We start from the raw sequence: 21,835 nt of genomic DNA, 5'->3' as shown, positions 1-21,835 counted from the left end.
CTACTAATCACATTGCTGGACCTCGTTGCCGTTGATCTTTGTCAACAGCTAAGCGGTCGAGTCCGATCCATCACACCGCCAGGACACTGCAAGACACCTGGTACAGGATGTGCTCGGTCGTGCTGCCCAGTAGCCCATGCAGATCGTCGTGCTGGAATCGCCCCATGACGATCACGTCTACTTCATGCTCCAGGGCAAACTCACTCAGGGCCGAGACCGGATGTCCCAGTAGAAAATGCCTGCGCTCGGCCGGCACACCAAACAGATTCGCCAGTTCCAGAAAGGTTTTTTCCAGGCTCCTGCGCAGTTCCTTGCTGAGCTGCGACAGCGACAGGCCGCCACCGCCCACATCCCCCAGATAGACTGACGACACTTCATAGGCGTGAACCAGGTGCAGCTCGGCGTCGCACTGCAAGGCCAGCCCCATTGCCTGGCGGATGATCCGGTCGTTCAGCCCACTGTTCTGGGCAAACGCACTGGAAGGGTCCACCGCCGCGACCACTGTACGCGGCAGCGCATGACCGGTGGCCCCAACCAGATACATCGGAACAGGACAGTTGCGCAGCAGTTGCCAGTCCAGCGGGGTGAAAAAAGCCCGCTTGAGCATGGGCTCGTGTTGTACCTGCTTGATCAGCATATCCGGCTGGATCTGTGTAACGTGTTTCAGGATCTGCTTGCCCATCTTCTGGGCCCATTCCACCTCAGTGGTGACCCGCAGGCCGCGGCGACGCATCTTGTCCGCCTCATCCTCCAACCAATGACGATGGTCCTGGAGATAGTTCTGCCGCGCCTCCTCACGAGGCCCCTCTTCAAGCAGCGAAAGAATGTCCAGAGAGGGAATCAAGGCGGTGACATGCAAATGCGCCCCACTGGCCGTCGCCAGGGCCGCGGCGTGATGCAGGGCAGGCGAATGACGTTGTGCCGGGTTGAGGATCAGCAACAGGCGTTGGTACTGGCTCATGATAGGTCTCCAAAATCGGGCTCGAACGCCACGGCGCAGCGTCGATGCCATGAGGCATGTTGGCCGTCACTGCGGCGTCGGCGTCCAGCGCCAATTCAAGACTTCGGGCATGTCCTGCCCATGCTCGATGAGGTACAACTGGTGCTTTTCCATGGTTGCCCAATAGCGATCCCGAGCACTGTCCACCAGCGGCTGCAAGCGTGGCACGCGCTGGATGACATCGAGCGCCAGTTGGTAGCGGTCCAGGTGGTTGATGACCGCCATGTCGAACGGCGTCGTGGTGGCGCCCTCCTCCATGAATCCGCGGACATGGAAGTTATCGTGGCCGTGACGCTTGTAGACCAGCCGATGGATCAGCGACGGATAGCCGTGGAAGGCGAAAATCACTGGCTTGTCCACGGTAAACAACCCATCGAACTCGGCGTCCGGCAACCCGTGGGCATGCTGTTGCGGCGGTTGCAGGGCCATCAGGTCGACGACATTCACTACCCGCACGCGCAGATCGGGTACGTATTCGCGCAGCAACGTGACAGCGGCCAGGGTTTCCAACGTCGGCACGTCACCGGCACAGGCCATCACCACGTCCGGGTCTTCGTCGTTGTTGCAGGCAAAGGCCCAGCGACCGATCCCGATCGAGCAGTGCCGAACGGCCGAATCGATGTCCAGCCACTGCCATTCCGGCTGCTTGCCGGCCACGATCACATTGATGTAATCGCGACTCTTGAGGCAGTGATCGGCAACGGACAGCAGGCAATTGGCGTCCGCCGGCAGGTAGATGCGCACCACGTCGGCGCTCTTGTTCGCCACCAGGTCGATGAACCCCGGGTCCTGGTGGGAAAAGCCATTGTGGTCCTGTCGCCAGACATGGGACGTGAGCAGATAATTGAGCGAAGCAATCGACGCGCGCCACGGGATCTGGGCGGCGGTCTTGAGCCATTTGGCGTGCTGATTGAACATCGAATCGACGATATGGATGAACGCCTCATAGCAGGAAAACAGCCCATGCCGGCCAGTCAGCAAATACCCCTCCAGCCAGCCTTCACACACTTGTTCGCTGAGGATTTCCATCACCCGGCCATCGCATGCCAAGTTCGTATCGTTTGCCTCCAGGGCCGCCATCCAGGTTTTGCCACTGACCTCGTACACCGCATCAAGACGATTGGAGGCGGTTTCGTCGGGGCCGAACAGACGGAAATTGCCTGCCCGCAGGTTGTGCTTCATCACATCACGCACAAAACCGCCCAACACCCGGGTGGCCTCTGCCTGCACGCTGCCGGGGGCGCAGAATTGCACGGCGTAATCGGTGAACCGCGGCAGTTCCAGGGGTTTGAGGAGCACGCCACCATTGGCATGGGGATTGGCGCCCAGGCGCCGATGTCCCGTCGGCGCCAAGGCGGCAATGTCCGGCAGCAACGCACCGTTGTCGTCGAACAACTCCTGCGGACGGTAACTCTGGAGCCATTGTTCCAGTTGCATCAAATGCAGGGGCAACTCGAAGTGGTTCAGCGGCACCTGGTGGGCGCGCCAGGTGCCTTCGACCTGCTGGCCATCGACGAATTTCGGACCGGTCCAGCCCTTGGGCGTGCGCAGCACCAGCATTGGCCAAAGCTGGCGCTCCAAGGTACGTCCCGACGAATCCGCGCGGGCCATGCGCTGGATTTCGCGAATCTTGAGCAACATGCCGTCCAGGGTCCTGGCCAGCTGTTGGTGCACCGTTTGCGGATCGTCGCCTTCGACAAAATAAGGATCGTAGCCGTAGCCATACATCAGGGCCGACAGTTCGTCTTCACTGATGCGCGAAAGCAGCGTGGGGTTGGCGATCTTGAAACCGTTGAGATGAAGAATGGGCAGTACGGCGCCGTCACGCCTGGGGTTGAGGAATTTATTGGAATGCCAGCTCGCCGCCAACGTCCCGGTTTCCGCCTCACCGTCGCCGATGACGCAGGCCACGATCAGGTCAGGGTTGTCGAACGCCGCGCCATAGGCATGGGCCAGGGAATAACCCAACTCCCCACCTTCATGGATGGAGCCGGGAATCTGCGCAGAGACATGGCTGGATAAGCCATAAGGCCAGGAAAATTGCCGGAACAGGCGCAGCATTCCGTTTTCATTCTGCTCCACCGAGGGGTAACACTGGGTGAAGCTGCCCTCCAGGTAACTCTGGGCGACGATGGCGGGGCCGCCATGACCGGGGCCGGTGATCAGGATCATGTTCAAGTCACGGGTCTTGATCAGGTGATTGAGGTGCACGTAAATCAGGTTCAGCCCCGGCGTCGTGCCCCAATGGCCCAGCAGGCGCGGTTTGACATGATCGCGTTGCAGCGGTTTGCGCAGCAACGGGTTGTCCTTGAGGTAGATCTGCCCCACGGCGAGGTAATTGGACGCACGCCAGTAGGCGTCAATGCCTTCCAGTTGGTCGGGGCTGAGAAAATCACTCATCACGTCCTCCACAAAAACACAGGGTTGCCATGCTTGATTCTGGAACGCAGGAAGGCATGTGACTTGATTTACATCAGAACCAGGGACGCTAAGGTCATACCAGGTGCTTGCTCGATGCCTGGTGGCGCTGGCCTTGCCTGCTGCCCATTGGTCCAAGTCAAATCAAACGCTGGAGCGCCTGATGAGCGGACAGGTCAACGGGGTCGTCGTAGTCACTCCTTGACCGCCAGCACACTGCCCGGCACCGAATACAAGGCACGCTCCGTCGTGCTGCCAATCAAGCGCTCAAGACCGGCGCGGTGCACAGTGCCCATCACCACCACATCGGCCTCGAATTCGTCGATGAATTCCTGGATGACCGGCACCGGCAGGCCAACGACGAAGTGCCGGCGCTCCGCCGGTACGCCACAGCGCTCGGCCAGGCTGATAAGCGCCGCATGCAGCGATTCGCGCAGGGCGTCGGCAAAGTCGTCATCCCAGGCACCGGCCAGCAACGAGGCTTCGCCATTGAAGGCCGGCGACAGGTCGCAGGCGTACAACAGATGCAACGAAGCGTCGCACTGCCGGGCCAGCGAGGTGGCCGTCTGGACGATTCGCTCATTCAAGGCATTGGCCTCGGGATCCGAGGGGTCCACCGCAGCCACGACCCGCCGCGGCAAGCTGTGCACCGCCTGGTTGACCAGGTGCACCGGCACCGGACAGTCACGCAACAAATGACAGTCAAGGGGCGTGGCGAACACGCGCTTGAGCAAGGGTTCAAGGGTAACGTCCTTGATCAGCAGGTCAGGCTTGAACTGCTCGACGTAGCGCAGGATTTCCAGCAACGGATGGAGCGTCCACACCACGTGAGTCGTCACATTCAGGCCTTCCTCCTTGAGCAGCGCCGCCTCTTCTACCATCCAGCGACGATAGCGGTGCAAATAGCGCTGCACGCTCGCTTCATCGATTTTTTCACCCCATAAGTGGGTGCGGGCCGGTGGCTGGACGAACGCGCACAAGTGCAGCGCAGCCCCGCTGGCCCGGGCCAGGGCACAGGCCCTGCGCATCGCCGCAGAAGGATGCAGGTCGGGTTCGACGATCAATAGCAGACGCTGGTATTGCCCCATCGCACACCTCCATCGGATTGCCCATACGAAATCCAAAACCTTGCACCGGCCTTTTCCGGCACGATCTTCAGCGTGCGCCCATCAAGGCCCCGGACGGTTTGATCTGAATCAAAGGCAGGGCAATCGACGGACGGATACGCGGGCACTGATCCAGATCAGAATCGATCGCCGTGGCGGGCGTAGAACACTATCGAATGCGTAGCTTTTTATCGCACCACACGTGTACATCCGAGGGAGGATCGCACCATGCTCACTGTCAAAGACCACAACGAACGCGCCGCTGCCCTGTATGCCAGCATCAGTGGCAAACACTGGATCCAGGCACTCAAGGACGGCCGGCATGTCTTGATCCGCCCGCTCAGGGAGCAGGATCGCCAGCGCGAATACGACTTCATCATGCGCCTGTCACCGGAGTCCCGACACATGCGCTTTCTGGCGCAGATCAATGAGCCGGGCGCGGCGCTGCTCGATAATTTGATGGACGTCGACTGCAAGACGCGCATGGCCTACATCGCCCTGGTCCATGACAACGGCGAGTTGATCGAGATCGGGGTCAGTCGCTATTGCGCGACCCAGGAGCACGAATGCGAGTGCGCGGTGACGGTCGCCGACCCTTGGCAACACCTGGGGCTGGGGACGTTGCTGATGGAGCACCTGATCGACACCGCGCGTAAAAATGGCTACCGCCAGATGTACTCCGTCGATGCGGCCAGCAATGCCCCGATGCGGGATTTGGCCCATAGCCTGGGTTTTGAAACCCACAGCGATCCCGACGACACCCGGCAGGTCATCCACCGGCTCTACCTTTAGCTCCGGACGCTGCGCGAGGCCTTGGTATGGCCTCGCACAGCGTTGATCCCGTCACGCTTGCGGCTTGATCGCCAACACGCTGCAGGGCGCCCGTTGCAGCAGTAACTCGGCGGTGGTACCCAGGCGCTTGTCCAGGCCACGATGCGCCGTGGTGCCCATGACGATGACATCGACCTGGTGATCGGCGGCGAACGTGCAAATGCTGTTCAGCGGCGCTCCTTCGATGAAGTGGCGCTGCTGCGGTGCGACCCCATGCCGCTCGGCCAGGGACTCGAACACCTCATGCTGGGCCTGGCCCAACACTTCATAGAGCCCGGTGGCCAGGGGCAGCGCGCCAATGCCCATGTCCGAGGCGTAGACAGCCGTCCAATCGAAGGCGTGCAGCAACTCGACCTGGGCATTACATTGTTCCGCCAGTTTGACCGCGGCGTCGACGATCTGGTCGTTGAACACCAGATCCTGCTCCTCGCTGCGCAGCACATCGACAATCGCCAGGACCCGCCGAGGCCGCGGGTGACGCGAATCCGTGACCAGATGCACCGGCACCGGGCAGTCACGCAGCAAGCGCCAGTCCAGGGGTGTGAAAAACACCCGTTTCATCGCCGGTTCCGGCTGCGCGTCCTTGATGATCAACGCCATCGGCATCTCCTTGACGTATTGCTGCAAGGCTTGGAAGGCATCCTTGCTCCACACCACCTCGCAGGTCACCTCGACGCCGTGCCGGCGCGCCAGTTCGGCCTGTTGCCACAGCCAATGCCGATGGGTTTCCAGATAACCCTCACGCGCTTGCTTGACCTGTTCCGGGGCGAACAGACCGGCCACCGAGAGCAACTCCAGGTAGTCGAACGCCACAATATGCAGGGGCAGGTCTAGCGCCAGGGCCAACTCGGTGGCGCGGTCGAACGCCGGCGTACGGATCATGGCGTCAGGCGCCAATAACAACAAACGTTGAGTCTGGGACATGGAACACCTCGGCACGTGGCGACAGCCACTTAAAGGATTGAAGGTTCCAGAATGGACGCCTGCCCGAGACAGGACTTGATCTTCATCAAACAGCCATCATTCAGGCTGACAAACTCGGGAGCAGCAGCCCCGCCCACATCGCCAGCGTGACCAACACCTGGCCGGGAATCACATACCCGGCGAACCTTCGCCCGCCACTGAGCCAGGCGACGACGCATTTGCTCAGGGAGTTGCTGCTCAGCGCCATTAGCACCGGGACGGCGACGCCGTCGAAGGGCAACAACCCGCCCTTGGCCAGGGACGCGATGGAGGCTGTCGAAGCATGGGCGTCGAGCAACCCGCTGAAAATCGCGGTGACGGTCACCCCGGCCTGGCCAAACGCATCGAGCATCGCCGACGAGAGGACGGTGATACCGGTCATTGCCAGAACCATGGTCAACGCCAGCTTGAGGCTGAAGGCACCGCCGTGTTTGATGGGCTCATCGGCCCGCGCCCTTGGACGGGGAAACATCAGCAGGCCGGCATAGAGCAATACCATCAGCATCCCGCACACCAACGGCCCCCACATCCATCCCAACAGCGCGGGGTCCACCGCCGCGAGGATCAGGCCCATTTGAGTCACCGTCGCCAGATTGGATAACATCGCCGCAGCGCTCACCACCTTGAGATTGATCGGCTCTTTGGCCGCGATACCGCCCATGGTCGCGACAGTCGCCGTGGCAGAAGCAAACCCCGAGGCAATCGCACTGAGGGCGTAGCCATAGCGGGTCCCCAGGGTTCGAACCGCGACATGCCCCAGCGCACCCACCGCCATCAGCATGACGGTGAGGGTGCACAGGTTGCGCAGATTGATTGCGTCATAAGGCCCGAGGAATCGATCCGGCGCCAGCGGAAGCACGACCAGCGCGGCGATCAACAGCACCAGGCCATCGCGCAGCTCGGTGGCAGTCAATTGGTTGCGGGCAAAGTGGTGCAACGCCTGGCGGCTGGCGAGCAGCCCGGCAATCACTACGCCAATCGCCGTCGCCAGGCCCGGGGCGCTCGCACAGAGCGCACCCAGTGCCAGTACCGCGAACAACGCCACCTCGCTGGTAATCCCCGGGTCCTTGTCGAGATTTCGCCAATAGGCCACGGTCACCAATGCGCCCAGGGCGAGCGTCATGCCCCCCAGCAACAAGGGACCGCCCGCCTGGACCGCCAGGTAGCCGAGCACGGACGTGATGGCGAAGGTGCGCAGGCCGGCGAAGTCGCGACGGTCGCCCTCGCCTTTGCGCCGTTCGCGCTCGAGCCCCACCAGCAGGCCGATTCCCAGCGCGGCGGCGGCATTGGCGAAAGCCAGGGTTTCAGTCATGGTCACGGCTCTCTGGCGCTGCCTGCGGTTGTCACTCAATCCAAAGGCCCGAGCCGGCTGCGCTCGTGCCCTGGGGCAACTGATCATGCTCAAACATAGCGCGATTGCCGCGCCGCTGCCGCCTTCAATGCAACGCTTTGAAGCGTGTTTGATGCAAATCAAGTTACCGGGCGCCATGACGCCCATGATCAATGACAGACACCACGCCGCGCGAACCGTCGCCCGGCGCCAACAGGTCCTTGCCCGGGAGGTTTGTCATGTCTACGCAATCACGCTTGATGCTGGTCGTCTCGCCACTGATGGAGCACAGCCCGGCGTTCGACCGGGCGGCCGCGCTGGCCAAGGCCGAAGGCGCGGCACTGCATATTGTCGCTTTTGACTACCTCGAAGGCCTGGCCACGGCGGGCCTGGTAAACGAACAAGCACTGGAGCAGATGCGCCTGGGCTACATCGAGCGCCATCGGCAGTGGCTGGAAGAACAGGCCAGGCCACTGCGCAACCTCGGTATCGAGGTCACGACAGAAGTGACGTGGGTCGAGCGCCCCTTGCAGGAAATCCTGGTCCACCTCAAGGAAGCGCCGATGGATGCGCTGATCAAGTCGGTGGACCCTGAGTCATGGTTTTCCCGACTGATGTTCACACCGCTGGACGTGCACCTGCTGCGCGAATGCGCAGTTCCACTGCACTTCGTCAACAAGGTCGCCCACGCTCGTCCGCGCAAGATCCTGGCCGCCATCGACCCGTTCCATCAGGACGGACACTACGAAGGCCTCAATGACCGTATCCTGAGCGAAGCCAACAAGCTGGCCACCCGCTGCGACGCGACGCTGGAAGTCGTCTACGCCTATGACCTTTCGTCCATTACCGCCGCCGAATACGGTTTCGGCAACGGTTCGATGTTCTTCTCCTCGACCCTGGCCCGCCAGCTCTACGAATCCCAGGGCGCCGCCTTCGATGCACTGGCCGAACGCAACGGCATCGCTCCGGACCAGCGACGCATGATCATGGGTGACCCGGCCAAGGTGTTGGCGAGCTACGCCGCATCCCATGACATTGATGTCATCGTCATGGGGCGCGTGCGCTACGGCAGCCTGGACAAGCTCATCGGCAGCACCGTGGAAAGCCTGCTGTACAAAATGCCCTGCAGCCTGTGGGTGATTGCGCCGCAGCAGATAGGCTGAAGGCAGTCCTGTGCCGATGGCCTGTAGAACAACCGCACCGTACCCACAGGAGTGCGGCTGATGAACCGACCGAGCAACATACCAGCGGCGCACCCGACAACGCCCTCGCAGGGCCTGGCCTGGTACACGTTGCCCGCCGGACAGGCACTCAAACACCTGGGTGTCGATGAGCAAGCCGGGCTGGACATCGCCGACGTCCAGGCCCGGCTTGAGCGTACGGGTTTCAACCGGTTGCCAGCGTCAGCCCGGCGGCCGGCGTGGCAGCGATTTCTGCTGCAATTTCATAACATCCTGATTTATGTACTGCTCGGTTGCGCTGCAATCACCGCAACGCTGCAACACCTGTGGGACACGGTGGTCATTCTTGCCGTCGTGGTGGTCAATGCGATCATCGGCTATGTCCAGGAAGGCAAGGCCGAACAGGCCATGGACGCCATCCGCAACATGCTGGCGCCCCGGGCAACGGTGATACGTGCCGGCGAACGCCTGGGCATCGCAGGCGAGGAACTGGTGCCCGGCGATATCGTCTTGCTGGAGGCCGGCGACAAGGTCCCGGCGGATCTGCGCCTGCTGCATGCCAATCGGCTCCAGGTCCAGGAAGCCATCCTGACCGGAGAATCCGCACCGACTGAAAAAAATACCGAACCGGTGCGCATCGAAGCAGCCCTGGCTGATCGTGCCTGCATGGCCTTCAGTGGCACCCTGGTGACCTGTGGCCAAGCAACAGGGGTCGTCGTCGCCACCGCAACCTCGACTGAAATCGGGCGCATCAGCAACCTGCTGTCGGCAGTGGAGCCGCTGACGACGCCCCTGATACAGCAAATGGACGTCTTCGCCCGCTGGCTGACGCTATTGATTTTGCTGATCGCCGGTCTGCTACTCGCTTATGGCCACTTTGTCGGGCATTACGTCTTCACCGAGATATTCATGGTCGTGGTGGGCATGTCGGTCGCGGCCATACCCGAGGGGTTGCCCGCCGTACTCACCATCACCCTGGCGGTGGGCGTGCGGGCAATGGCCCATCGCAACGCCATCGTTCGGCACCTGCCGGCCATCGAAACCCTGGGCTCGGTATCGGTCATCTGCACGGACAAGACCGGCACCCTCACCCGTAACGAGATGATGGTGGCGTCCGTCGTCACCAGTGACCTGACCTTCACGGTCGACGGGGTCGGCTATCAGCCTTCGGGCAACATGAACCTTGCCGATCAGTTGATCGACACCTCTCACCACCCGGTGCTGGCCGAACTCGGGCGCGCGACCAGCCTTTGCAATGACGCGAGCTTGAGGCAACACGAAGACGCCTGGAAGGTCGAAGGAGACCCCATGGAAGGTGCATTGCTGGTGTTTTGCGCCAAGGCCGGCATCAACGGTGAAGAGGAACGCGGCACTTGGGCCCGCACCGATGCCATTCCGTTCGACGCTAAACACCGCTTCATGGCAACGCTGCATCACAACCATGACCGACAAGCCGCGATTTATGTCAAAGGCGCGCCGGAGCAGATTTTGACCATGTGCACATGCCAGCGTAGCAGCACGGGGGCAACGGCCCCGCTCGATACCGACTATTGGCACGCGCAGGCCAATGCCATCGCCCGCAAAGGCCAACGCGTGTTGGCGCTCGCCGTCAGGTCCGTCCCGCCCGAACACGCCATCCTGGAATTTGCCGATGTGCAAGGGACACTGACCTTGCTTGGCCTGGTCGGGATGATCGACCCGCCCCGCCCGGAAACGATCCAGGCGATCAAGCAATGCCAGGCGGCCGGCATTGTCGTGAAAATGATCACAGGGGACCACGCCGGCACCGCCTGCGCCATCGCTGATCAGATCGGCCTGGACAACCCCGACAAGGTACTGACCGGCATTGACCTGGACGCAATGAACGATGCCACCCTCAGGGAATCGCTCAAGCAAGTGAACATCTTCGCGCGTACCAGCCCCGAACATAAGCTGCGGCTGGTGACGTTGCTGCAACTCAACGGCATGACCGTGGCCATGACCGGCGACGGCGTCAACGACGCGCCAGCGCTCAAGCGCGCAGATGCCGGCATCGCCATGGGCGGCAAAGGCAGTGAAGCAGCCAAGGAAGCCGCGGACCTGGTACTGGCGGACGATAACTTCGCCTCTATCGTCGCCGCTGTGCGTGAAGGCCGGACGGTCTATGACAACATCAAGAAAGTGCTGAGCTGGACGTTACCCACCAACGCGGGCGAGACAATGACCCTGATTGTCGCGCTGCTGTTTGGCCTTACATTGCCAGTCACGGCGATACAGATCCTGTGGATCAACCTGATTACCGCCATCACGCTGGGTATCGCGCTGGCGTTCGAACCGACCGAAGACAACACCATGCGCAGGCCACCGCGCTCACGACAGGAGCCGTTGATCAGCGGCGCATTGGTCTGGCATATGGTGCTCGTTTCCATTCTGTTCCTGTGCGGTGTCTACGGCATCTTTACCTATGCCCTGGACCGAGGCTACTCCGTCGAACTGGCCCGCACCCTGGCGGTGAACACCTTGGTCGTGATGGAAATTTTCCACCTGTTCTTTATCCGCAATCTCTACGGCACGTCACTGACCTGGAAGGGCCTTCGGGGTACGAAGGTTGTGTGGGCGACCGTCGCGGTAGTGACCGTCGCTCAATTCGCCATCACCTACGCGCCGCCGCTGCAAACCGTGTTCGCCACCCAAGCGGTGCCCTTCATGGATGGACTGCTGATCATCGCGGTGGGCATTGCGCTGTTCGCCATCATCGAAATTGAAAAACAGCTTCGACTGCGTTTAAGCGAGTCCGATCGTCAACCGTGACGATCCCACTCCCCGCGCCACCAGCCTGCAAGGAACTGAATCATGAACGCATCCAGACTCGCCGCCCTCGCCCTGACCGCGGTGCTTTTGCCCACGCTGAGCTTTGCCCAGCAAGCCACCGACGCCGCCAAGGCGCCCCCGCCGTCAATGAGCGTTGAGCAATTCGACCAGCAGATGGCGACGGCCCAGGAAAACCTGAAAAAAATGCAGGAACAGATGACCCAGATCCAGAACACCAGCGATCCGGCGCAACGCCAGAAGCTCATGCAAGATCACCAGGCCACGATGCGGCAAAGCATGCAGACGATGAATGGGATGATGGGGTGTTGCGGGGCAGGCATGATGGGCGGCCACATGAAGGGGAACGGCCCGATGATGGGCTGGAAACAAATGGGCAGCCACTATTCCCGGATGACGCCTGAGCAGATGAAGCAGCACCAGTACATGATGGACAGGTACATGGGCATGCAACAGATGATGATGGAGCAGATGATGCAACAACAGCAAATGAGCCCGCCAGCTCGCTAGGCCGGCCCCCAGGACTGCCCTACTCACCTGCCGCGTCGGCAGGTGAGTTTTCTTGATCACCGTCCGGCCATCGCCGGGCTTCTCATCAGGCTTCAGTGCAACAACTTCAACCCACCGGCAAGCGCAAGAGCCACCAGGCAGGTCCAACCTGAAAACATCCTTCGCCAGACAGGCCTGCGGGGAATGAACCCCACGCCCCTGACAAACGCCACGCTCATGGCGATAAACAAGGCCGTTGCCAAGGCATGGTCGGCTTTCCCGTCCGGCGCCGTCATCAGTGGCGGGTAGAGCGAGCAGGCCAACATGATCGTCACCGCGACCGCCAGACTCAGCCGGTGAAGCCGTGACGAGGGCTGGCCCGCTGCGACATCCGGCGTCATGGCTGCCCCTCGTCACGGTCGCTCATGGCTCGACCGGTCTCGTTCTCACCCCACATCGCATTGAGTATCGCCAGCAGCAGTGCGAAACCGACTCCCAGCATCCAGGCGAAATACCACATATTGCTTCACTCCTCTGTCGACACTAGTACGCCGAATGCTCGTTGGCGTTGATCTGGGTGGCCGTGACCTTGCCGCGCATGACGCGATACGCCCAACCGGTATAGATCACGATCAACGGCATGAAGAACAACGTGGCCCAGAACATGATGGCCAGGCTCAAGTGACTGGAAACACTGTCCCACACGGTCAGACTGGCCGCTGGCATCGATGACGACGGCATGACAAAGGGGAACATCGATACCCCTGCCGTAGCGATGACACCGACCACCGCAAGCGATGACGCAACGAACGCGCAAAGGGTACGGCGCCTCATCAGCAACAGCGCCGCACCGGCTGCGCCGGCCAGTCCAAGCACGGGCAGCAGCCACAGCCAAGGATAGCGACCATAGTTGGCCATCCAGGCCCCCGACTCCCTCACGACCGACTTGCCGAGAATGTCAGGCAACCCGGCGGTATCGACGAGCGACGTGATGCGATAGCCCTCGATCCATTGCAACCAGACACCCGCTACCACAAACGAACACACCAGCACGATCGCAGCGCCCACCGCGCCTTTTATCGCCCGGGACTGAATACTGCCCTCCGTACGATGGGCCAGGTACGTGCCCCCCTGCAGCGTAATCATGGCGCTGCTGACCACACCGGTCAGCAGCGCGAAAGGGTTGAGCAACTGCCAGAAGCTGCCGGTGTACGTTGACACCAGGTATTGATTGAAGTGAAACGGTACGCCCTGCAACAAGTTGCCAAACGCGATGCCGAACACCAGCGGCGGCACGGCCCCACCCACGAAAAGCCCCCAATCCCAGGTACTGCGCCATGTCGGATTGTGGATTTTGCTGCGGTAGTCGAAACCCACCGGACGGAAGAACAACGCCCAGAGCACCAGGATCATCGCCCAGTAGAATCCGCTGAATGCAGTGGCATAGACCACCGGCCATGCGGCGAACAAGGCGCCGCCGGCCGTAATGAACCAGACCTGATTGCCATCCCAGTGCGGGCCCACGGTGTTGATCACGACGCGACGTTCCATGTCGTTGCGACCGACAAACGGCAGCAGTGAGCCGACGCCCATGTCGTGGCCATCCATGATGGCGAAACCTATGAGCAAGACGCCGACCAGCGCCCACCAGATAATCTTGAGCGTGAAGTAATCAAGCATGGTGAAGCTCCTTCAACTTGGCGTCGTGGACATAACGACCTGTACCGAGGCTGCCGGGGCCCTGGCGGGCGAACTTGACCATCAGGAACATTTCCACCGCCAGCAGCACCGTGTAGAAAACGACGAACCCAGCCAGAGAGCCATACAGGTTATCGACGCTGAGGGTGGAAACGCTCATGTGGGTCGGCAACACACCGTAGATGGTCCAGGGTTGGCGGCCGTACTCGGCGACGAACCAGCCCAGTTCGCAGGCAAGCCATGGCGCAGGCAGCATCCAGAGCGCCCAGCGCAGCAGCCCGCGATGATGTGCGCCGCTGGATTTCAAGGTGCTCCAGAAGGCCAGCCCGAAAAGCACGAGCATGGCAAAGCCCAGGCCGACCATGATCCGGAACCCCCAGAACATCGGGGTCACCCGCGGTACGGTATCGTTCACAGCCTTGTCGATGATGGCCGGCGTGGCCTGGTTGACATCCTCGACGTACTTTTTAAGCAGCAGGCCAAAGCCCAGATCGGCCTTGTACGCTTCGAAGGTATCGAACGCGGTCTTATCGGTGCGATCGGCGCGCAGCGCTTCAAGCGCATTGACGGCGGTAATGCCCCGCAGAATGCGCGCGCGGTTTTTCGCTTTGATGTCATGAATCCCTGGGATCTGCTTGCTGACCGAGCGCGTGCCGATCAAGCCCATCACCCACGGCACATCGAACGCCCAGTTATTCCTGGACTCGGCTTCATTGATGCTGGCCACCAGCGTCAGGCCCGCCGGTGCGGGTTTGGTTTCCCACATGGCCTCCATGGCCGCCAGCTTGGTTTGCTGCGCCTCGCCCACCGTATAACCCGACTCATCCCCCAGTACGATGACGCTCAGCACAGAGGCCAGGCCGAAGGCGGCCGCCACCCGAAAGCTGCGCTTGGCGAACTCGACATCACGCCCCTTGAGCAAGTACCAACTGGAAATCGACAACACAAACATCGAGCCGGTGACATAACCGGCAGACACCGTGTGGACAAACTTGGCCTGCGCCACCGGGTTGAAGACCACGGCCCAGAAATCCACCATCTCCATGCGCATGGTGATGTAACTGAATTCCGAGCCCACCGGGTTCTGCATCCAGCCATTGGCGATCAGAATCCACAGCGCCGACAGGTTGGTACCGATGGCCATCAACAACGTGACCAGCAAATGATGTTCTTTCTTCAGGCGATCCCAACCGAAGAAGAACAAGCCGATCATGGTCGACTCAAGGAAGAACGCCATCAGCCCCTCGATGGCCAGCGGGGCCCCGAAGATGTCCCCGACGTAGTGCGAGTAATACGCCCAGTTGGTGCCGAACTGAAACTCCAAGGTGATGCCGGTGGTCACGCCCAACGCGAAGTTGATACCGAACAATTTGCCCCAGAAGCGAGTCATGTCTTTCCAGATGACATTGCCTGTCATCACGTAGACGCTTTCCATGATGACCAGCAGCCACACCATCCCCACGGTGAGCGGTACAAATAGAAAGTGGTACAGCGCTGTGGCTGCGAATTGCAGCCGTGACAGATCCACCAGTTGTTCTGAGATCACTTGCTTGCCCCTTGAGCCGAGGTGGGTACGCCGAACCTGTCACTGATGGTGTTCGAGTCGACGCTGACGCGCGAATCCTTGATGAACAGCCACCACAGCACCGTCAGCACGACCAGTTTGATCAGCACGGCTGTGAGCAGATGGCGACGCAATCGTTTATCGGAAATAGTCATGGGACATGCTGTAGCACGGCGCATGCCAACGCCCTGATATATTTTTTATTCTTATAAAGCAATGAGTTAGCGACAGACACCGAAGCTCATCGCTTGGTTTGGAGGGAGTAAAACCTGCCAAACTGCCAAGGGCTGGCAGTGGTTGGCAGTCGAGGCTTTATAGGGCTCAGGCCAGGCCCTGCTCCTTCAACCGCCTGTATAACGTGCGCTCACTCACGCCCAGGTGCCTGGCCAGTTCGCTGCGGGTGCCTTTGAAAGTGGCCACCAACTGTTCCAGGTCCCTGCTATCACGGGCAGGCGTCAAGACTGAGGCGGACAAGGCCAAGGGGGGCGCGGGCAGATGCAAGGCGTGAATGACACCGTCGTCGGCAAACAGCGCAGCTCTTTCCAGGACATTGCGCAGCTCGCGGATATTGCCCGGCCAGGAAAACCGCTGCAATTGCATCAGCGCTTCGGGATCGATGGTCAGCCGACGCTTACCGATCCCGGAACGTTGCAGGAATGAATCCACCAGCAAGCCGATGTCTTCAAGGCGATGCCGCAAGGGCGGTAAATGGATAGGGAAAACGCTGATGCGGTAGTACAAGTCCTGCCTGAACTCGCCCCTCTCCACCATCTTTTCCAAGGGCTTATGGGTCGCGGCCACCAGCCTGAAATCGGCGTGCTGGGTTTCTACACTGCCAACACGGCGATAGGTTCCAGACTCGATCAGTCGCAACAGTTTCACCTGCATGGCCAGGGGAACGTCGCCTATCTCATCGAGAAACAGCGTACCGCCCTGGGCCGTCTCCACCAGGCCCACCTTGCGCGTGGTGGCGCCGGTAAATGCCCCCTTTTCGTGGCCGAACAGCTCGCTCTCGAACAACGTTTCGGTCAAGCCGGAGCAATCCACCACGACAAAAGGCCCGGCGGCCCGCTCACTGGTTTCATGGACGGCGCGGGCAAACAGCTCCTTGCCTGTGCCGGACTCTCCCAGCAACAGCACCGGCAACATCGAGGGCGCTACCCGCTGCAGTTCCAACAGCGCCTGATTAAAGGCCGGTGAACTGCCCACCAGCCCCTCATTACTGGGCCGTGCCGATGCGCTCCGCACCTGGGTAAGGCGCTCCACATAAGCGGTGATGACGCCGTGCTCATTCAGGATCGGACGCAATTCCACATCGACGTGTTCCGGCCCGCGCGGTGTGTGGTGGATGTGCAAGACCCGATCCGGACTGCGCATCTCCCTGGCCTTTTTCATCGGGCAGTTCTCGCCGGCCTGGTCACAAGGCACATCGTAGTGGTGGGAAACCCGATAACACTTATGGCCAATGAACGGCTTGTCGGCGCTGCCGAACTGACGCAGGTAAGCCGTGTTCGCCGCCAGGATGTTGTAATCAGGATCGAGGACGATCATCGGCTGGGGCTCATGCTCCAGAAACGAGACCAGGGACTGCACCTGGTCTGTACGTGGAAGCGGGTCTTGGGTAGACGGCAGGCGGTGTGTCATCGCGGCTCCAGTGAATTCATCCAGCACAGGTGGCACTGCCACTATGCCAACAAACACTGCCAATGGCAGTTTAATTGTCTGGACATCGGCCCGCGTCCTCGCGGAACTCATGAAGTTAAATCAATAAAATCACAAGGTTAGACTTATAAAACGACCCAGCATCCACCTGGCAGCATTATTGCTCTGTCTGTTCTTCAAGCGGTTCGATGAGAGCCCCGAAGGAGACCGTTCATGACCGTAAAACCGTACGTCGAAGGATTTTTCGATCCTGAGACCCACACTGTCAGCTATCTGGTGCTGGACGAAGCGACTCGCCAGTGCGCGTTGATCGACAGCGTCCTTGATTACGATCCCAAATCAGGCCGTACCACAACCACCTCGGCCGACAAGCTGATGACCCGGGTGATCGAGTTGGGGGCGAAGGTCCAATGGATTCTTGAAACCCACGTCCATGCCGACCACCTCACCGCCGCCCCGTACCTGAAGGAAAAGCTCGGCGGCACGATAGGGATCGGCAGCCAGATTACCGCCGTGCAGGAAGTCTTTGGCACGCTGTTCAACACCGCTGGGAAGATGCCCCGCGATGGCAGTCAGTTCGACCATCTGTTCGTCAATGACGAGTCGTTCACTGTCGGAACGCTGCAATGCCGTGCGCTCCATACACCGGGCCACACCCCCGCCTGCATGACGTATGTCATCAGCGACGGCCAGGAAACGGCGGCATTCGTTGGCGACACCTTGTTCATGCCCGACTACGGTACCGCACGGTGTGATTTCCCCGGTGGCAACGCGCATACCTTGTTCCGATCCATCAACAAGGTCCTGAGCCTGCCGGCCAACACTCTTCTCTACACCTGTCACGATTACCAACCAGGTGGCCGCGAAGTGCAATTCTCCAGCACCGTCGCCGAGCAACGTGCCGACAATGTCCACGTCCGTAACGGCATCAGTGAACAAGCATTCGTAGCGATGCGCACCCAGCGCGATGCCTCCCTGGACATGCCGACGCTCATCCTCCCATCGGTCCAGGTCAACATGCGGGCCGGGCATTTCCCGGAGCCGGAATCGAACGGCACGCACTACCTGAAAATCCCGCTCAATCGGCTCTGACAACACCCTCCCCATAAGAAAAACAGTCATCACGGAGACAGTCATGGACATCCGCCACCTTGCGTCCGGCCTCTCGATTTCAGGGCAGATTCATCCCGAACAATTGAGTGAGATCAAAAACAGCGGCTATCGCGCCATCATCTGTAACCGCCCTGATGGAGAAAGCAGCGATCAACCTTTGTTTGCCGACATCAAACGCGCGGCACAAGCCATGGGCATCGAAGCGCACTACCTTGCCGCAGAGTCCGGCAAGGTGACCGATGAGCAAGGCGTTGCCTTCGGCAAATTGCTCGAGTCCTTGCCCAAGCCAGTGTTGGCGTACTGCCGCTCCGGCATGCGCTCGACGACGATGTGGGCGCTGTCCCAGGCCGGCCAGCAGCCCTTGCCGCAAATTGTCGAAGCCGCCAGGAAAGCCGGTTTCGACATGAAAGGCGTCATTCGCAGAATTGCCAACGAGGGACGCACGCCTGTTGGCGTGGCCGAGGCCCGACATGCCGTGGTGATTGTCGGCGGCGGCGCGGCGGGCATCGCCACAGCCTCGAGCCTGTTGGCCCGCGAGCCAGGCCTGGACATTGCCATCATCGATCCTGCGGATGTGCATTATTACCAGCCCGGCTGGACCCTCGTCGGCGGTGGCGTGTTCGAGGCACAACAAACCGCCCACACGATGGGTGCGACCATTCCCCGGGGCGTGCATTGGATCAAAGCGGCTGTCGCGGCTTTCGAACCTGAAAACGACGCCATTATTCTCGATGGGTGCCGCGTGGTCCGCTACGAGCAGTTGATCGTCTGCCCGGGCCTGAAACTGGACTGGCATGCCATTGAAGGCTTACCGCAAACACTGGGGCGCAACGGCGTCACCTCGAACTATCTGTACCACCTGGCCCCCTACACCTGGGAACAGGTGCAGCAACTGCGCAGTGGCCGGGCCATTTTCACGCAGCCCCCCATGCCGATCAAATGCGCCGGAGCCCCTCAAAAAGCGATGTACCTGTGCGCCGACCACTGGAAACGCCAAGGCGTACTCGGCGATATCGAGATCGACTTCTGCAGCGCCGGGGCTGTCCTGTTCGGTGTTCCCGACTACGTGCCGGCCTTGATGGAGTACGTCCGCGCCTATGGGATCGACCTGAATTTCGGCAGTACGCTGACTTCTGTCGATGGACCGGCACAAACGGCGACCTTCAGCTGCGTCAAGGCCGATGGCAGTACTCACCTGGTGACGCACGACTTCGATCTGCTGCATGTGGTGCCCCCTCAGGTCGCGCCGGATTTTATCCGCGTAAGCCCTCTGGCCGATGGGGCGGGCTGGATCGATGTCGATCCCGACAGTTTGCGGCATAAAACCTGGGCGAATATTCACGCACTGGGCGATGCCACCAATACCAGCAACGCAAAAACCGCAGCGGCGGCGCGCAAACAGGCGCCCGTGGTCGCCCATAATGTGCTGGCGGCCATGGGCAAGGCCAAGGGCAGCGCCCATTACGACGGCTACGGTTCTTGCCCGCTGACCGTGGAACGAGGCAAGGTCGTGCTTGCTGAATTCACCTACGGTGGCAAGCTTGCCCCCAGCTTCCCGTCCTGGCTGATCGACGGGACTCGGCCTTCGAGACTCGCCTGGCTACTTAAAGAGCGAATTCTTCCGCCGCTGTATTGGAAAGCCATGCTCAAGGGCCGTGAGTGGCTGGCGAAACCTGAACTGGCGGACCTATGAAGTCGAACCTCTACTCCAGGAGACCGAGATGATTGCAGTCCTGGTACTGGGCTTTGCGGTGGGCGTGATCCTGGCCCTGACCGGAGCCGGCGGCGGCATACTCGCCGTCCCGTTCCTGGTTTTTGGCGTGGGCTTGAGCATGGCCGAAGCCGGGCCCATTGGTTTGCTGGCGGTGGGCCTGGCCGCCACCCTGGGCGCCGTGATGGGCCTGCGCAACGGCATCGTGCGCTACAAGGCGGCGCTGTTGACGGCCAGTGCGGGGGTCATCTGCTCGCCGCTGGGCCTTTGGTTGGCCCAGCGCACGCCCAACCGTCCGCTGACGATCCTGTTTGCCTTGTTGCTGATGTATGTGGCGTTCCGTGCATTGCAAAAAACATTGCCCTCTCATGTCAGGGCAAATGCATTCGAAACACGTAAACCGCCGCCCTGTGTCCTGGACGAAAATCGCGGCAAGTTGAACTGGACCGGCCCTTGCGCGTGGGCGCTTACGGCGTCGGGCATGATTGCCGGGGTGCTTTCCGGGCTGCTCGGTGTGGGCGGCGGTTTCGTCATGGTTCCGGCGCTGCAGCGATACACCAATTTGACCACGCAATCGGTGCTCGCCACATCGCTGACCGTTATCGCTTTGGTTTCCCTGTCAGGGGTGCTGACGAGCTCGGCGACAGGCCACCTGCAATGGCCAATAGCACTTCCCTTTTCCATGGGGGCCATCGTCGGCATGCTCGGCGGACGCCTGGTCGCTGCCAGGTTGCCGGAACCCTATCTGCAAAGAGGCTTCGCCCTTGTGTCGACGCTGGTAGCGGCCGCGCTCCTGGTAAAAGCCCTGGGTTGAATCGCCTAGTGGAATATCAACGATTGTGCATTGGAGAACGCTGATGAATCTCGACTGGCTCAACTTTACGCCGTGGTCATCCCTGGCCGGCGGCATGTTGATTGGCTTGGCGGCCGGCCTGTTCGTGGTCGCCAACGGCCGGATCGCCGGCATCAGCGGGCTGATCGGCAGCCTGCTGCAGCGAGGCAGCGAAGGGGTGGGCGAAAAGGCCCTGTTTCTCCTGGGCCTGCTCGTCGCGCCGCTGGTATGGGGCGTGTTTGCCACCTTGCCGCCGATCGAGTTCCAGGCCGGCTGGTTCGGCCTCACTGTCGCGGGCCTGTTGGTGGGTGTCGGCACTCGTTACGGTTCGGGCTGCACCAGTGGCCATGGCGTGTGCGGCCTGTCGCGCCTGTCACCGCGCTCGATGGTCGCCACGGCGTGTTTCATGCTCAGCGGTTTCACCACGGTATTTGTCCTGCGTCACGTGATAGGGGTTTGAACATGCGCAAACTGACGGCATTCATCGCTGGCCTGCTCTTTGGCTTCGGGCTGCTCCTGGCAGGCATGGCCAACCCGGAAAAAGTATTGGGTTTCCTGGACCTGGCCGGCGCCTGGGATCCGTCCCTGGCACTGGTGATGATCGGGGCGATTGGCACCGCCATCGTCCCGCTGGCCTGGGCGCGCCAACAGACTCATTCGCTGCTGGGCAGCCCCATGCAGTTGCCGGTCAAGCGAGAACTGGACCCACGCCTGATCGGTGGCAGCCTGGTGTTCGGTATCGGCTGGGGCATCGCCGGCATCTGCCCCGGCCCCGCCGTGGCCATCCTGCTGACCGGACACTGGCAAGCCATTGTGTTCATGCTGGCCATGTTGGCGGGCATGTGGTTGTTCACCGCGCTGGAAACCCGGCGCGTCCATTGATCAGGAGATTGCCATGAAAGCCAACATTGGAACCATTGACCGGGGCGCACGCATTGCCGTGGGGCTTGTCCTTATAATTCTGGCCCTGACGGGCTCGATCGGCGCCTGGGGCTGGATTGGCCTGGTGCCACTGGCCACGGGTATCTTTCGCTTCTGTCCGCTCTATTCGTTATTGGGCATCAAGACCTGCAAACGTTGCTGAAGCGTACAACGGCCTTTCTCCTGGAGCGGCCATTGACGTTGCAAG

The 21,835-nt window shown here is 61.0% G+C and carries 21 protein-coding genes; 10 read left to right on the top strand and 11 right to left on the bottom strand.

All coding sequences use genetic code 11. The annotated features are described in order from the left end of the window. Positions 1-70: 70 nt before the first annotated feature. The 3 genes from BM317_RS05000 to BM317_RS04990 all read right to left on the bottom strand — a co-directional run bounded on the left by BM317_RS05000 (position 71) and on the right by BM317_RS04990 (position 4,506). The gene (locus BM317_RS05000) at positions 71-961 is read right to left on the bottom strand and encodes a universal stress protein (RefSeq protein ID WP_092473312.1); all 891 of its coding nucleotides are present in this window, start codon (positions 959-961) and stop codon (positions 71-73) included. A gap of 66 nt (positions 962-1,027) precedes the next feature. Next, entirely contained in the window at positions 1,028-3,400 is a 2,373-nt protein-coding gene (locus tag BM317_RS04995; protein WP_092473310.1) for a phosphoketolase family protein, read from the bottom strand. Between the two features lie 212 nt (positions 3,401-3,612). Continuing rightward, positions 3,613-4,506 carry a universal stress protein gene (locus BM317_RS04990; protein ID WP_092473308.1) on the bottom strand — a complete coding sequence of 298 codons (894 nt, stop codon included), beginning with the start codon at positions 4,504-4,506 and terminating at the stop codon, positions 3,613-3,615. Between the two features lie 246 nt (positions 4,507-4,752). On the opposite strand from BM317_RS04990, the gene BM317_RS04985 reads away from it, so the two are divergent. Then, complete coding sequence (locus BM317_RS04985; RefSeq protein ID WP_072347403.1) at positions 4,753-5,316, top strand: GNAT family N-acetyltransferase; 564 nt, start codon at positions 4,753-4,755, stop codon at positions 5,314-5,316. A gap of 51 nt (positions 5,317-5,367) precedes the next feature. Here the strand turns inward: BM317_RS04985 and BM317_RS04980 are convergent, their stop codons facing one another. Both BM317_RS04980 and BM317_RS04975 read right to left on the bottom strand, forming a co-directional pair. Then, positions 5,368-6,279: a universal stress protein gene (locus tag BM317_RS04980; RefSeq protein ID WP_092165189.1), complete on the bottom strand. Its 912-nt coding sequence runs from the start codon at positions 6,277-6,279 to the stop codon at positions 5,368-5,370. A gap of 100 nt (positions 6,280-6,379) precedes the next feature. Beyond that, positions 6,380-7,630: an MgtC/SapB family protein gene (locus tag BM317_RS04975; protein ID WP_092165188.1), complete on the bottom strand. Its 1,251-nt coding sequence runs from the start codon at positions 7,628-7,630 to the stop codon at positions 6,380-6,382. Between the two features lie 257 nt (positions 7,631-7,887). On the opposite strand from BM317_RS04975, the gene BM317_RS04970 reads away from it, so the two are divergent. Genes BM317_RS04970 through BM317_RS04960 form a run of 3 tightly spaced genes read left to right on the top strand, consistent with a single transcriptional unit; the run spans position 7,888 to position 12,147 of the window. After that, a complete protein-coding gene (locus BM317_RS04970) occupies positions 7,888-8,811 on the top strand; it encodes a universal stress protein (RefSeq protein WP_092165187.1) in 924 nt (307 codons plus the stop codon). A gap of 60 nt (positions 8,812-8,871) precedes the next feature. Beyond that, positions 8,872-11,619: a cation-transporting P-type ATPase gene (locus tag BM317_RS04965; RefSeq protein WP_092473306.1), complete on the top strand. Its 2,748-nt coding sequence runs from the start codon at positions 8,872-8,874 to the stop codon at positions 11,617-11,619. A 42-nt stretch (positions 11,620-11,661) separates the two neighbouring features. Next, a complete protein-coding gene (locus tag BM317_RS04960) occupies positions 11,662-12,147 on the top strand; it encodes a hypothetical protein (protein WP_092165185.1) in 486 nt (161 codons plus the stop codon). Between the two features lie 92 nt (positions 12,148-12,239). On the opposite strand, the gene BM317_RS04955 is transcribed toward BM317_RS04960, so the two are convergent. The 6 genes from BM317_RS04955 to BM317_RS04935 form a co-directional block, all read right to left on the bottom strand. Then, positions 12,240-12,527 (bottom strand): cyd operon YbgE family protein, encoded by a 288-nt coding sequence (locus tag BM317_RS04955; protein WP_092165184.1) that lies wholly within the window; start codon positions 12,525-12,527, stop codon positions 12,240-12,242. Then, complete coding sequence (gene cydX, locus BM317_RS04950) at positions 12,524-12,646, bottom strand: cytochrome bd-I oxidase subunit CydX (RefSeq protein ID WP_092165183.1); 123 nt, start codon at positions 12,644-12,646, stop codon at positions 12,524-12,526. Before cydX ends, BM317_RS04955 begins: the two co-directional genes overlap by 4 nt. 23 nt (positions 12,647-12,669) lie before the next feature. Further along, complete coding sequence (gene cydB / locus BM317_RS04945; protein ID WP_092165181.1) at positions 12,670-13,806, bottom strand: cytochrome d ubiquinol oxidase subunit II; 1,137 nt, start codon at positions 13,804-13,806, stop codon at positions 12,670-12,672. Then, positions 13,799-15,370 (bottom strand): cytochrome ubiquinol oxidase subunit I, encoded by a 1,572-nt coding sequence (locus BM317_RS04940; protein WP_092165179.1) that lies wholly within the window; start codon positions 15,368-15,370, stop codon positions 13,799-13,801. Before BM317_RS04940 ends, cydB begins: the two co-directional genes overlap by 8 nt. Next, the gene (gene cydP, locus BM317_RS30695; protein WP_014338536.1) at positions 15,367-15,543 is read right to left on the bottom strand and encodes a cytochrome oxidase putative small subunit CydP; all 177 of its coding nucleotides are present in this window, start codon (positions 15,541-15,543) and stop codon (positions 15,367-15,369) included. Before cydP ends, BM317_RS04940 begins: the two co-directional genes overlap by 4 nt. Positions 15,544-15,709: 166 nt before the next feature. Next, positions 15,710-17,032, bottom strand: a complete 1,323-nt coding sequence (locus BM317_RS04935) for a sigma-54 interaction domain-containing protein (protein ID WP_092473304.1) — start codon at positions 17,030-17,032, stop codon at positions 15,710-15,712. A 231-nt stretch (positions 17,033-17,263) separates the two neighbouring features. Between BM317_RS04935 and BM317_RS04930 the strand changes: the two genes are divergently transcribed. From BM317_RS04930 to BM317_RS04905, 6 genes are read left to right on the top strand one after another with little or no spacing between them, the layout of a single operon-like run. Next, complete coding sequence (locus BM317_RS04930; protein WP_092165175.1) at positions 17,264-18,142, top strand: MBL fold metallo-hydrolase; 879 nt, start codon at positions 17,264-17,266, stop codon at positions 18,140-18,142. A 43-nt stretch (positions 18,143-18,185) separates the two neighbouring features. Beyond that, entirely contained in the window at positions 18,186-19,856 is a 1,671-nt protein-coding gene (locus BM317_RS04925) for a bifunctional protein tyrosine phosphatase family protein/NAD(P)/FAD-dependent oxidoreductase (RefSeq protein WP_092473302.1), read from the top strand. A gap of 28 nt (positions 19,857-19,884) precedes the next feature. Further along, the gene (locus BM317_RS04920) at positions 19,885-20,688 is read left to right on the top strand and encodes a sulfite exporter TauE/SafE family protein (RefSeq protein ID WP_092165169.1); all 804 of its coding nucleotides are present in this window, start codon (positions 19,885-19,887) and stop codon (positions 20,686-20,688) included. Positions 20,689-20,731: 43 nt separating this feature from the next. Further along, positions 20,732-21,166, top strand: coding sequence for a YeeE/YedE family protein (locus BM317_RS04915; protein WP_092165167.1), 435 nt, complete (start codon positions 20,732-20,734; stop codon positions 21,164-21,166). Positions 21,167-21,168: 2 nt separating this feature from the next. Next, entirely contained in the window at positions 21,169-21,588 is a 420-nt protein-coding gene (locus BM317_RS04910; RefSeq protein ID WP_092165165.1) for a DUF6691 family protein, read from the top strand. Between the two features lie 13 nt (positions 21,589-21,601). Beyond that, positions 21,602-21,790 carry a YgaP family membrane protein gene (locus BM317_RS04905; protein ID WP_092141787.1) on the top strand — a complete coding sequence of 63 codons (189 nt, stop codon included), beginning with the start codon at positions 21,602-21,604 and terminating at the stop codon, positions 21,788-21,790. Positions 21,791-21,835: the final 45 nt, after the last annotated feature.

The sequence above is a fragment of the Pseudomonas sp. NFACC24-1 genome, from assembly GCF_900115235.1.
Classification (GTDB): Bacteria; Pseudomonadota; Gammaproteobacteria; order Pseudomonadales; family Pseudomonadaceae; genus Aquipseudomonas; species Aquipseudomonas fluorescens_AA.
This window is presented reverse-complemented; position numbering and strand designations above follow the sequence as displayed.